This window comes from Rheinheimera tilapiae (genome assembly GCF_042432165.1).
GTDB classification, from domain to species: Bacteria; Pseudomonadota; Gammaproteobacteria; order Enterobacterales; family Alteromonadaceae; genus Pararheinheimera; species Pararheinheimera tilapiae.
In genome coordinates this window covers 197,115-209,791 of the sequence record NZ_JBHLXP010000004.1, presented here as the reverse complement: position 1 = coordinate 209,791, position 12,677 = coordinate 197,115, and the positions used below count along the sequence as shown (strand labels likewise).

Annotated in this window: 9 protein-coding genes; 2 read left to right on the top strand and 7 right to left on the bottom strand. The window is 53.6% G+C overall.

Features of this window, described 5'->3' with window-relative positions; all coding sequences use genetic code 11:
- The first annotated feature begins 131 nt into the window (after positions 1 to 131).
- Positions 132 to 4,091 carry a PAS domain S-box protein gene (locus ACFFJP_RS15805; RefSeq protein ID WP_377246239.1) on the top strand — a complete coding sequence of 1,320 codons (3,960 nt, stop codon included), beginning with the start codon at positions 132 to 134 and terminating at the stop codon, positions 4,089 to 4,091.
- 29 nt (positions 4,092 to 4,120) lie between these two features.
- Here ACFFJP_RS15805 and ACFFJP_RS15800 read toward each other — a convergent pair whose 3' ends face one another.
- Genes ACFFJP_RS15800 through ACFFJP_RS15790 form a run of 3 tightly spaced genes read right to left on the bottom strand, consistent with a single transcriptional unit; the run spans position 4,121 to position 8,117 of the window.
- Positions 4,121 to 6,397, bottom strand: a complete 2,277-nt coding sequence (locus tag ACFFJP_RS15800; protein WP_377246236.1) for a M14 family zinc carboxypeptidase — start codon at positions 6,395 to 6,397, stop codon at positions 4,121 to 4,123.
- Positions 6,398 to 6,457: 60 nt separating this feature from the next.
- The gene (locus ACFFJP_RS15795) at positions 6,458 to 7,054 is read right to left on the bottom strand and encodes a response regulator (protein ID WP_377246233.1); all 597 of its coding nucleotides are present in this window, start codon (positions 7,052 to 7,054) and stop codon (positions 6,458 to 6,460) included.
- On the bottom strand, positions 7,035 to 8,117 hold the full coding sequence (locus ACFFJP_RS15790) for a sensor histidine kinase (RefSeq protein WP_377246230.1): 1,083 nt from the start codon (positions 8,115 to 8,117) through the stop codon (positions 7,035 to 7,037). Before ACFFJP_RS15790 ends, ACFFJP_RS15795 begins: the two co-directional genes overlap by 20 nt.
- Before the next feature lie 245 nt (positions 8,118 to 8,362).
- On the opposite strand from ACFFJP_RS15790, the gene ACFFJP_RS15785 reads away from it, so the two are divergent.
- Entirely contained in the window at positions 8,363 to 9,451 is a 1,089-nt protein-coding gene (locus ACFFJP_RS15785; protein ID WP_377246227.1) for a sugar-transfer associated ATP-grasp domain-containing protein, read from the top strand.
- A gap of 36 nt (positions 9,452 to 9,487) precedes the next feature.
- Here ACFFJP_RS15785 and ACFFJP_RS15780 read toward each other — a convergent pair whose 3' ends face one another.
- Genes ACFFJP_RS15780 through ACFFJP_RS15765 form a run of 4 tightly spaced genes read right to left on the bottom strand, consistent with a single transcriptional unit; the run spans position 9,488 to position 12,675 of the window.
- Complete coding sequence (locus ACFFJP_RS15780) at positions 9,488 to 10,333, bottom strand: substrate-binding periplasmic protein (RefSeq protein ID WP_377246224.1); 846 nt, start codon at positions 10,331 to 10,333, stop codon at positions 9,488 to 9,490.
- A 58-nt stretch (positions 10,334 to 10,391) separates the two neighbouring features.
- Complete coding sequence (locus ACFFJP_RS15775) at positions 10,392 to 11,621, bottom strand: sensor histidine kinase (RefSeq protein WP_377246221.1); 1,230 nt, start codon at positions 11,619 to 11,621, stop codon at positions 10,392 to 10,394.
- On the bottom strand, positions 11,618 to 12,319 hold the full coding sequence (locus tag ACFFJP_RS15770) for a response regulator transcription factor (RefSeq protein ID WP_377246218.1): 702 nt from the start codon (positions 12,317 to 12,319) through the stop codon (positions 11,618 to 11,620). Before ACFFJP_RS15770 ends, ACFFJP_RS15775 begins: the two co-directional genes overlap by 4 nt.
- Complete coding sequence (locus ACFFJP_RS15765) at positions 12,316 to 12,675, bottom strand: DUF3019 domain-containing protein (protein WP_377246215.1); 360 nt, start codon at positions 12,673 to 12,675, stop codon at positions 12,316 to 12,318. Before ACFFJP_RS15765 ends, ACFFJP_RS15770 begins: the two co-directional genes overlap by 4 nt.
- Positions 12,676 to 12,677 lie beyond the last annotated feature (2 nt).

The window sequence follows — 12,677 nt, the reverse complement described above, 5'->3', positions numbered from 1 at the left end:
CGAAAGACGTGCTTCGGCTATGCTTCATCAATAGACCTTTCCAGCCAGATCCAGCATTCGGTGCCGGAACAATGTATTGGCACAGCCCCATCCGGATGCTGTGTGGGTAGCAATGACAGGGAAGACCACTGATGGCATATTCAGCAACACAAGCCGATCGTGCAAACCGCCGTTTTGAGTCAGCGCTTTTACTGATGTTAATTATTTATCTGGCTGTGGCAGGCCTGTGGTGGTTCAGCCAGGATCCTGCTTTCAGCGCCGGCTATCTATCGGCCGCACAGGCCGCAGCACTGCACCAAACGCTGGGATGGTTGTTACCACTATTCGCTATCCTGCTGCCACTGGTCTTGTTCTGGCAAGTCCGTGCAAAAGCCCTATTCGCCAAGCAGGTGCAGCAAAAACTGGCCAGTACCTTCGACGAAGCCGCGGTAGGTCTGGCGCATGTGGCCGTTTCTGGCCATTTTATTCAAGTTAATCAACGTTTTGCTCAAATGCTGCAATACGAACCGGCCGATCTGGCTGGCAGTACTTTTCAAGATCTGACCCATCCCGACGATCTGGCTGACGATTTACAGCTATGTGATGCGCTGGTTCGGGGTGAACGTGAAAGCTTTGAGATGGAAAAGCGCTATCGGCGGCGTGATGGTTTGTTTATCTGGGCTCATTTATCGGTATCCTTTCATCGCAGCCCGGATCCACAACAGTGTTATTTCGTCTCAGTGGTCGAAGATATTAATGCACGAAAACAGGCACTGATGGCACTGCAGGCCAGTATGGCGCAAGTGCAGTTGCTACTGGATGCTACAGGTGATGCGATTATCGGCGTCAATCGCAATGCTGAAATCACCTTTGTGAATCAGGCGGCTCAGCAGCAGCTCGGTTACGCCAATATCAGCCAACTGATTGGCTTGCCGCTGCAAACACTGGTCAGCAAGCAAAAAGCTGCGCTGGCGCTGTGGCGCGAGATCTATAAAGCGCTGGAACAACCCCAACAAATCAGCGGCGAAGCCGATTTGTTTATCAATCTGCAGGGGGACACCCTACCGACAGCATATCGGGCGATCCCGGTACCACGTTCACAGGACGGCACTGTGCTGGTCATTTGCTGGCAGAACATCCGCGAGCGCAAACAACAGCAAATGAAACAACAGGCGCAGAGTTATTTGCTGCACCGTTTGCTGGACGATGCGGCACTGCCAGATCTCCTGACTGAACTGGTGAAATTTATCGAACAACAACTGCCGCATTTGCGCGGCTCGATTTTATTGGCCGATTTACCCAACCAAGTGATGCGGGTAGCCGCTGGCCCCAGCCTGCCGGCGGAATACAATAACAAAGTAGATGGACTACCGATCCGCTATGGCAACGGTTCCTGTGGCACTGCAGCTGCCACTGGCCAGCCTGTGTATGTAGCCGACGTACATAACGATATGTTATGGCTGAATTTTCAGGATCTGATCGCGCCTTATGACTGGTTACAGGCGTGCTGGTCCACGCCATTCTTTGATACACAACGTCAGTTGCTGGGGACTTTTGGCATTTATCTGGCAGAAAAACGTGACCCAACCCCGGAAGAGCGCGATTTAATCCAGTTTACCGCCAGTCTGGCAGCGTTTCTGGTGGAACGCAGTGACGCCAAAGCCCGGCTTGAACTGTTTTCCAAAGCGATTGAGCAAAGCCCGGTTGGCGTTGTGATCTGCGGGATAAATGGTGAAATCCAATATTTTAATCAACGCTTTATCAAACTTAGCTGTATCCCGGCCGCGTTATTGGATGAGTTGCCGCCACTCAAAGACATTCTGCCTGACGACCAGCAAGAATGGCTAGACAGCGTCTTACCACAGTTAAAAGCTGGCCATCAGAAAGTCAGCCGACAAGATCAACGCCTGTTAGCGGACAATACTGCACTTTGGCTGGAAAGTTCGTTATATGCCATCGTCGACCGCAAAGATCAGGTCACCCATGTCTTGTTGGAGCTCGAAGATATCACGATGCAAAAGCAGGCGGAGCAACACTGGATTGAAAGCGAATTACGCTTTCGCACGCTGCTGGATAATACGCCGGAGATTTCAGTTCAGGGGTATGAGGCCGATGGCACCACCTTTTACTGGAACAAAGCCAGTGAAGTGTTATACGGCTACAGCAAAGAAGAAGCGCTGGGTAAAAGTTTGCTTGATCTGATTATTCCCACACCAATGCGGCAGGATGTCAGCGCGGCGGTCAGAGCAATGGCTGAATCCGGTGTGCCATTACCTGCTGGTGAGCTGATGTTGCAACGCAAAGGCGGCGAACCGGTGCAGGTATTCTCTGGCCATGCCGTGGTGCAGCTGCCGGGCAGGCCGTCGCAAATCTTCTGTATGGATATCGACTTATCGGTACGAAAACAACAGGAAGCCAATTTGCGCCTGGCTGATGCTGTATTTAACAGCAGCCGTGAAGGCATTCTAATCACCGACATTGATGAAGTGATTATCTCAGTGAACCCGGCTCTGGTCCGGTTATTTGGCTACAGCGATACTGAACTGGTAGGCCAAAAACCAGCCATTTTGCGTTCAGGACAACACAGCGACGAATTTTATCAGCAAATGTGGCAACAACTGCGCGAGCAAAACTATTGGCAAGGCGAAGTTTTTAATAAACACAAAGACGGTAGCGTATTGCCGGTACAGCTCAGCATCAGTGCAGTGTTTAATGAAACCCAGCAAATCAGCCATTACGCCGCCGTTTTCACCGACTTATCTGAGATCCGCGCCACTGAAGCGGAAATGATGTTCCTCAGCGAACATGATGAACTGACGCATTTACCCAACCGGCAGCTGTTCCTGCAGCTGGTCGAGCAGGCACTGAAAACGGCACGGCGGGATCAGCTGTTTTGTGCGGTGTTAGTGCTGGATCTGGACCACTTTAAAGACGTCAACGATTCGTACGGTCATCGTTATGGTGACGAATTGCTGTTGCAAGTGGCCAGCCGATTGAAACAGAAAGTACGGGATATCGATGTAGTGGCCCGGCTGGGTGGCGACGAATTTGCCATTTTACTGACCTCATTACTACAGGCCGAAGACGCGGCAGTAGTTGCCAATAAACTGATCCAGCATATGGGCGCGCCATGGAACCTCAGCGACGAGGTGGAGATCACACTCGGTGCCAGCATTGGCATCGCGGTATTCCCGGACCATGGCGATAACACCACGGTATTGCTCCAGGGCGCTGATGCAGCGCTGTATAAAGCCAAAGCGGCAGGTCGCAACACTTTTACTTTCTATTCAGATGCTTACACACTGGCGGCGCGCGATCGGCTAACTGTAGAAGCGCAACTGCGTAAGGCGATCAAGGCCGGTCATTTACGCGTATTTTATCAGCCACAAGTGGATATTCTCAGCGGCCGGATCATGGGTGCTGAAGCGCTGGTGCGCTGGTTTGACCCGGAACAAGGTATGATTTCGCCGATGCGTTTTATTCCAATCGCCGAAGCCTGTGGGCTGATCAATGAGATTGGTGAGTTTGTGCTGACTGAGACCTGCCGGCAAGGTCAACAATGGCTGGAAGCCGGTCTGCCGAAATTGACATTGGCCGTCAACGTGTCGCCCGCCCAATTCAAACGTTTTGATATGCGTAAACAAGTCACGCAGGTGCTGAATGACACCGGCTTCCCACCGCGTTGTCTGGAGCTGGAACTGACCGAAAGCGCGTTGATGGAAAATCAGGAGACGGTGGTGCAGGTGCTGGACGAGCTGCGCGGCCTCGGGATCCGGCTGGCGATCGACGACTTCGGCACTGGTTATTCCTCGCTGGCTTATCTAAAACGCTTCCCGCTGGACGTATTAAAGATCGATAAAAAGTTTATCGACGATATTCCGCACAGCAAAGACGATATGGCGATCGCTACGGCCATCATCGGTATCGCCCATTCACTGGGCTTTAAAGTGCTGGCGGAAGGCGTAGAAACCGCGCAGCAACTGGAATTTCTGAAACAACAACGTTGTGATCAGTATCAGGGCTATTTCTGTAGCCCACCGATCCCGGCCGATAAGTTTCAGGCTTTACTGGAACAACAACAAAGCAAAACAAATATCCATCTGGTGTCCTGAACAACATCAGATGGATATCCGCCAACGGCTCAGCGCCGGCGTTGCCAGCCGCACCATGCCAATAAGCTCAGCAGAGTCAGGCCAAGACTTCCACCGGAGGACTGACTGGCCTGCGGTTCTGCCGGTGTGACGACCACAGGGGCTGTCACACTGATATTGATTGTCTTCTGCACTTTCTGCCCGGCACTGTCAGTCGCCAGCGCCACCACCGGATAAGTGCCGGCCGCACTGAATGTCACGCTGACACTGTTACCGCTCAGCGTCTGGTTATTCACTGTCCATTGCACACTGCTGATCGCGCCGTTGGCGCTGCTGGCAGCCGCATTCAGGCTACAGCTCAGTGCCTGACAACTGTGGGTCAGTTCCATCACAGGTTCAGCATAAACCTGCAGCGTTTTACTGCGTGATTTTGCCGGTGGTGGAGGTTGGATGTCCGCTTGCACTGTCAATGCAGGTGTATAACTGCCCGGCGCCGGAAAGGTAAACACCGGATTGGTGTCGTTGCTGCTGGCCGTTGGACTAAACAGCCAGCTGAACTGCAGCGGCACTGCGGCATCGCGCAGCGTCGTGTTGCGGAACTGGCAACGCAGGAACTGGCACTCGACGCTGAAATCCGGCTCCGGCAATACTAGTTCCACTGGCGCGGTCACAGTAAAATACTGCGCATACACAGGCCCGGCATTGCCGGCACTGTCTTTGGCGCGCAGGTACAGCGTATGCCGGCCTTCACTGAGGTTGGTCAGATCCAGCAAATGGTTAATGCTTTCACTGACGCTGTCGTACTTACCGTCGGCAGCATCAATCGACACAGTATTCGCACCGGCCACTTCCGGCCATTGATCCAGCGTCATTTCAACCTGGCTGATCAGCTGACTGGCCACACCGCCACTCAAACCGCTTGACTGATTGTCACGGGCCACCGCTTTGAGCTGCAGCAACTGATTACGCGGGATCTTGCCCGCCGTGGTATTCAGGCTCAGCTGCGTCAGATCTGGGCCGGCCGGCAGCAAATAAGGCGCAGTATTGACCCGCAGCGCGTAATACAAGGCACGCAGATTGTCCGGCAGCACGTTTGCTTCGTAGTTAGCGCAGCTTTCAAAAAACGCGGTGCCAATCTCAAAAGTGATCGCGGCCACGCCCAGTTCACCGTAACTGACGCCATCACTGGTGCCATCGGTTGGGTACAGGCCAATCGACTGGGTCGGCACGTAACCGTTAAACCAAGCCAGCCGGTGACCAAGTGCCTTTAACGCCGTACCGTTGGGCGCAGGTGTTTCTGTGTCGCCCCAGGGCCACAACACCAGTTCACTATAACTATGGATATCGAGATGGATGCCGGCTGTGTCCGCTGGGGCTGCATCGGTACGCGCCGGCCCGCGTTTATCCGGATACAGACTGCGGGCATAAGCCTCCAGCGCCTGTACTTCCGGCTCGGACCCGGCTTTCGCGCTACGATAGGTCAAATCACAACTGTTCGCGCTGCTGCCGTTCGGAATACTGAACCAGCCAAAACTGAAGTTCCGGTTCAGATCAACACCATAAGTGCTGCTACAAGAAGTGTTATTGATATTTTTGCGCCAGGACACACCTGTTTCGGCAATCTTGCGGCCTTCCGGGTTGGTCTGCAGCACCAGATGGATTTCATTTTGTTGCAGCATCCAGTCCACATCGGCATCGCTGCCAGCTTTGCTGAGTAAGTCTTTGGCAAAGGCCATTGTCAGCGCCGCCGTGGCATATTCGCGCGCATGAATGGCGCTGTTGACCAACAACTTGGCTTTGTTAACCGGACCAGCTTTGCGGTTGCTGAGCTTCAGTACATACAGGTCGTAGCCGTTGGCCGTTTTCGTTTGCGCCCAGCCGCTGCCGATCTTCTGCCAGCTGGCATAATCGGGATAATCCCGCACCAGCTGTGCAGCCTGGTTGTAGGTTTCTTCGACTGTGGCATAACAGGGATAACCGGGGATTGTATTGGCGCTGTCTGCTAAGACCTGCGGCTGGATGGCGTTTTGTTGTTGCTGCCAGACATATGCCGGCGTGATCGATACCGCATGCGGTGCCAACCGGGCTTGTGCCTGCGCATCCAGTTGCAGGATCAGCATGCTGTCCTGCCAGCGACCGGCCAGCAGCGCATCGTGCAAGCTGATCGCGGCCAGCCGTGCCTGCTCCGGGCTGGCAAAGCGTACCTGCATCGCGTTGTCATGGCTGAGCTGCTGGAATTGCGCCAGCTGTGCGACTGATTGATGCGGACTGACGGCCAGTCCGCTGAACAGACTGGCGGCGACAACAGATACCGGTGACAACAACATAACGCGCCCCTCGCGGTGAATTTAACCTGAAGTTAACACGTTGTCAGGTGCTTGAAAATCTCAGAGCCAGCCTTTTTGCTGCGCAATCCGCGCCGCTTCGACCCGGTTTACTGCGTTCAGTTTGGCCATTGCTTCGGACAAATAATTACGCACCGTGCCTTCGGCGATAAATAATAGCGTGGCAATTTCGGCGGTGGATTTGCCTTCGCCGGCCAGACGCAGCGCGCGGCGCTCTTTGTCGCTGAGCGGATCCTGTTCCCCCAGCGCCAGCAGTGCCAGTTCGCTGTCGATCACCCGCTTGCCGGCCAGTACTTTATCGATGGCAGCCAGTAAATCGTCGACCGGCGCGTCTTTGAGTAAAAAGCCACTGACACCACAATCCAGCGCGCGCCGTACATAGCCGCTGCGGCCAAAAGTGGTGATCACTATCACTTTGATTTTACTTTGTTGTTGCTGCAACCAGGCGGCCAGTTCCAGCCCGCTGCGACCCGGCATTTCGATGTCGGTCAGCAACACATCAAAATGTTCCGTTTTCAGTAACTTTAGCGCACTGTCGCCATCGGCGGCTTCCACCAGCTCATGGCTGCTGGACAAGCGTAATAACGACGCCAGCGCACCGCGCACCATCGCCTGATCTTCAGCCAGTAAAATTCGCATGTTCAGTTCCTTTTGGCAGCCAAATCTGTAACTTACAGCCGGCATCCAGTTGATAATCCAGTTTTGCCTGCAAGGCGTTCAGCCGCTCGGTGACGCCAGTCAGGCCATTGCCAAAACCAAAGCTTTTCACTTCGCCGTTGTCGGCCACTTCCATCAGCCAGCCGCCATCCTGTTCGCGAAAACTGATGCGGCAACTATCGCCTTTACTGTGGCGCAGGATATTGGTGACCAGCTCGGTCAGCACCAGGATCAGCGCCGACTCTTCCCGCGCCGCCAGTTTTGGCACTTCACCGTCCAGCGTCACAGCAAATCCATGCTCACGCAGGCGCTGCGCCAGATTGCTGACTTCAGCCAGCAATCCCTTATGTTTATAACCGGAAACGGTCTGGCGCACCTGTGACAAAGAATCGCGCGCCACTTGCGCCAGTTCGGTCAGGTGCAAAGCCGCATCCTCAGCTTTACCAGCTTTGAGCAAGGCCTTTGCCAGGTCGGCTTTGAGTACAATACTGGACAAACTGTGGCCCATGATGTCATGTAAATCGCGGGCGATGCGCTCGCGTTCAACCATTTGTGCCAGCTGCGTGATCTCTTCCTGACTACGCTGCTGCTGGCGTAAACGAATTTGGCGTTGCCGCTCCAGTAAACCAAAACTGGCGACCCCGACCAGCAACAAACCGCCATAAAGTAAGAAATATGGTCCTTTAAAACCCTGCCAACTATTCAGTGCCACCATGATCAGCAGCACCGCAGTCACCGCAGCAATTGCCTGACGCAACGGCCAGGCAAAACCGAGGAAAAAACCGATATAAGCAAATAACGAAATACTGCCGGGATTCAGTGGCGTCACACCGACCGACAACGTCAGCATCGCCAGTACCGGCCAATGCATCTGCCGGGTCGGCACCCGGTACGCCCAGAAATAACACCAGACAAATACCAGCAACACCGCCACCGACACCGCAATCTGCCAGGGCGCCAGCGGCAGATAAAATAACGGCACCAGATAAAACACCAGGTTTATCAGGTACACCCAGCTCCACTTGCCATCCAATTGCACCGACATTGTTGCCTCCAGAGATTGCGGCTATGTCTTACCATGGACTGCAGCTTAACTCAGCACCGACCTTGGCAACAATGCGGCTTGTCAGCGGATAGGCGTGACATTTGTCATCTGCACGCGTGACCAAATAACCTGCGTGCAACATCCTGAACCGGTAGAAGTCCGGGGGCTCATCGATATTCGCCAATTTCTCTGTTTTAGCTACACTGAGGTTTGGTCAATAAATAACCAGAACAAGGAAGTGTCTGATGAGCAACAAATGGATCTGTGTGTTAAGCGATTATATCCAGGCAACCTGCTATGCCTGCAGCCAAATCCGCAGTATCAGCGAGCTGTGGTTGATTGTAGCCCCCGTCTATTGCCGGTTGAAATATGGGCTCGGCGCCCGTGATTTTACGATTTATCAATTGCCTCGTGTTGCTCTGCGTGAGTGGTCACAATTTTTACAGAATGAACCTTTTAAACGCATTTTAGCCAGTCAGGCTTCTGCGTACGGGCGCCAGTTAGCCGACGACAAACACGCGTTTTATCAGCATTGCTGGCAACATCAGTTGCCGACTCCACAGCTCACTTGTCTGCTGTGCGCCCCGGACAGCGAACAGCAACAAGGCACACCTCAGCTACATTCTGCAGACCAACTTTGCCAGTTTCTGCCGGATGGCCAGTACTTCGTCAAGCCACAACGTGGCTCCCATGGCCAGCATGCGTTTGCCTTTGTCCGTCACGGCGATGCAGTAATCACCGCGCAAGGGCGCAGTAGAATACAAAGTTTTGCGCATCAGGTATTTCAGCGGGTCCGCAGCGGTATTCCTCTGATTGTGCAGCCACAACTGGTCAATCACCCCAGTATCCGACAACTCACAGGTTCACCCCACCTCTCGACCATCCGGGTGGTCACAGCAATGGAGCAAGGGGAGATCCGCGCTATTGGTTCTTTTTTCCGGATCATCAACGGCAACAATCAAACAGACAGCTTCTGTCACGGCAGTAGCGGCAATCTGATTGCCGCTGTGGACGTCCAGGAAGGACGGTTATTGTCGACGAAATGTGTCTGCAACAAAGGCTGGCCTGTGATGGCAGAAATCAGCCTGCACCCGCGGACCGGTGTCACCTTGCAAAACTTTATGTTACCGCGCTGGCAGGAAGTGCTGGCGACCGTCTTTACCGCTCACAAAACTATGCCTTTCCTGAAAACTATTGGCTGGGATGTTGCTGTCAGTGCAGACATGGTCTGGGTCGTTGAGGCCAACTGGCGTTATGACATTGATGCGCTTCAGGTTGCGCATACCAAAGGTTTTGCTGCAGCGATAAAACCTTTTTATGCGATCAGAACCTGAGACTATCAACTATCCGGTGTGGGGGTCCGCTACTGGTTATTTAATCTTCACTTGCGCTGGTAGCAACGGATTTTCCAGCATAATGCGGGTACGTTTTTCCAGCTGCAATTGCTGTAATGCGTCGCCGAAATAGCGCTGGAACAGCTTATCGAAACTGCCATCCTGTTCAGCTTGTTGCAGGCCTTGCAGCAACACGTCAGCCAGTGCTTTGTTATCTTTGGCGACGTAGAACCAGGTCGCCGACGGATAGATAATCAGCAGGTGCGGATCAATCATCAGTTGTGGGTTCTGGTGAATACTGAGCTCATAGGCAACCTCTAACACTGACAGCGGAAAATAATCGATGCGGCCGCGCTCCAGCATGCCGTACAGACCATTCCCATCGGTGCTGGTGTCGACTTTCAGGCCATTCCTACGCAGGATCTGCGTGTCACTCCAGGTCAGAAACTGACCGGCCGTGAGCCGGCTCAGGTGTTGCTTGCTGTGGATCCCTCGCAAGATATCCGGCGTTTGCCGGTGGATCAGTGCAACCCGCCAACCGTTGTAGCCTTTTAATATTGAGAAAGGAATGCCGCGGTATTGCCGCAGGCGCTCTTGGCTCACACTACCAAACAGTACATCAATACCACCGTGCGCATTCATCAGATCAAAGGCACGTTGTTTTGGCAGATGCAGACCTGAAGCTTTTAACTGATAGTCGTGATTACCCGGGTAACTCAACGCCAGTTGCAATAATTCAACGTAATAATCCTGACGCTGATTACCCCCGTAATACACAGTCTGCACTGCCGGTTTTGCCGCAGCCATTACATCCACCGGTGTCAGCAGCAGGCAGCACCACAGACAAGCCGCGGCGAATTGAGTCAGAGGGATCCTAAACAACTTTGTCTCCTGCCGGGGTATCCTGTGATACGCCCCAGACGGACTATAAAACCCGCTATTATGGCGTAGCCACTGCCGCCGCACCAGTATCAGCATTCCCCACCGGCAATTGCAGCCGGGCGATGGCGCCACCACCAGGCCGCTCTAATTGCAGTAGTTCACCACCATGCTGATGCGCGACCCGGCGCACTATCGCCAGACCAATCCCATGATGCGGCACCAGGTCATCGCGCTGTACATCACGATGCCAGCCGGCACCATCGTCACTGATATCAATGCGACAGTCTTGACCGTCCAGGCTTAAATCGATCCGAACCTGATGCTGACAATGACGCAGAGCATTACTCAGCAGGTTAGACAGAGCCCGGCACAATAGCTTGGCGTCGGCCTGAATCGTCAAATCGCTGTCACCGTGCAGGGTCAGTTCGTGTTCGGTATTGGCGCGGAATTTCTCCAATAACTCCGGCAACACTGCGCTCAGCCGAACCTGGCTCAGCTCCAGATCAGCACGAAAATCCTGTTGCGCCAGCCGCAGATAGTCATACACATTGTCTTCAATTTCCTGCAGATTGCGTTGCACCTGCGCGTACTGACCGTCGTTCATCTGCCGTTCCAGCCCCAACATGATAAAACGCAGCCGCGCCAACGGCGTTTTGATGTCGTGACAAACCGTATCGGCCATTTCGCGCTGCAGCTGGTTCAGGTTCGTAATGGTCTGATTCATTCGCGTTAACGAGCGCGCCAAAGGTTGCAGATAAGAATGGGTACTCAAGCGGAAGTCAGGCAGGCGCCCCTGTTTGATCTCCTGTAAAGCGCTGACCCGCAAGGTTTCTACATCCTTAAACACATTGCGACTGAACCAAAACAACGCCAACAGCAGCAACACTAAAAACACGTGAACCAAATCAATGGTGAAATCCGCACCTTGCGGCAGATTCAGCTGGCTGAGACACATCAAATCGCCATTGCTCATTTCCGCGCACATTGAGGCATTGCCGTCGCCATCGCGCAGCACTTCAATGCCATAACTGACGCCGGGCTGTGGTTGCCACAGGTCTTTTGGGATCACAACATAGAGGCTACCGGCACAATCATCGTTGATACTCAGGCGGCAATTCAGTTGATGTTCGGCCTGACTGTGCTGATAGACGTTATGCAGCATAGTCCGCGCGGCGACGGTCATGTCGTCGCCCTGATAGACCCAGTTATAGAGCTGGTTCAGGCTGAAAAACAACAGTAAGACCATCAGCACCACGCCGATGTAAAACCGCAATAAGGTTGCGCTCATCCAGCGTCTCCTTCGGCGTTGACACTGATGCTATAACCCTGGCCCCAGACATTGCGGATATTCCAGCGTGCGTCGACCGCCTGTAGTTTTTTGCGCAGGCGCGAAGCCCGGCCGTCAATGGTCCGATCGGTGCCGTCGTATTCCCGGTTCAGCTGTTCGCGAAACAGCCGTTCGCGGCACACTGCCAGCGGAAAATGTTCCAGCAAAGTGATCAGTAATTGCAGTTCAGCATTGGTCAGGTTCAACGGTTGCCCGGCAAGGCTGACATGGCCGGACAATTTATCGATGCGCAGATTGTCTTGTTGCAGCAGTGGGTTAGCGACCTGCTGTTGCTGCGGTAATGGCAGAAAAACGCGGATCTTCGCCAGTAATAAACGGGGATCTATTGGTTTTAGCAGATAGTCCTGAGCGCCGAGTTCAAGGCCATGCAATTGTGCCGTGACTGTCGTTTGCGCCGTCATAAACAAAATCGGCCCTTTAAACTGACTGCGAATTTGCTGTACCAGCTCAAACCCGCTGCTACCCGGTAACATCACGTCGCAAATCATCAGGTCAAAACCCTGAGTGGCTAACAGCTTTTTCGCTTTGAGCGTATTGCTGCAGCTAACCACTGTGTAGTCTTCACTGTGCAGATAATCCATCACCAGCCGCGCCAATTCCTGATCATCTTCGACCAGCAAAATATGTTGGCGGCTCATTGCGTGCCCCAGCGGCTGCGTTTGAGAAGTTTATCGCCGGCATTAAAATCGATAGTCAGCACTTTAATCGTGCGCTGGGCTAATACTTGCTGGCTGTCAGCCGTACGCAACTCAAAACGGCTGTCTTTTGTTAGTTGCAGCGCCAGGTCTTGCTGGACTCCGGCGGGCCCGCATAACAATGGTTCGGTCTGTGGTGGCAAATACAAGCAGGCCGGCCCGGCCTGTTGCCAGCGTACTTTCAGCTGGATCGCACAACTGTGGTATTTCTGCTGCACGCAAATCAATGGCGTCAGCACAAAGTCGTTGGCACTGCCGAGGGCTGGCGACAGCAGAAGCAACAGCAGCACAAGTCTCATCA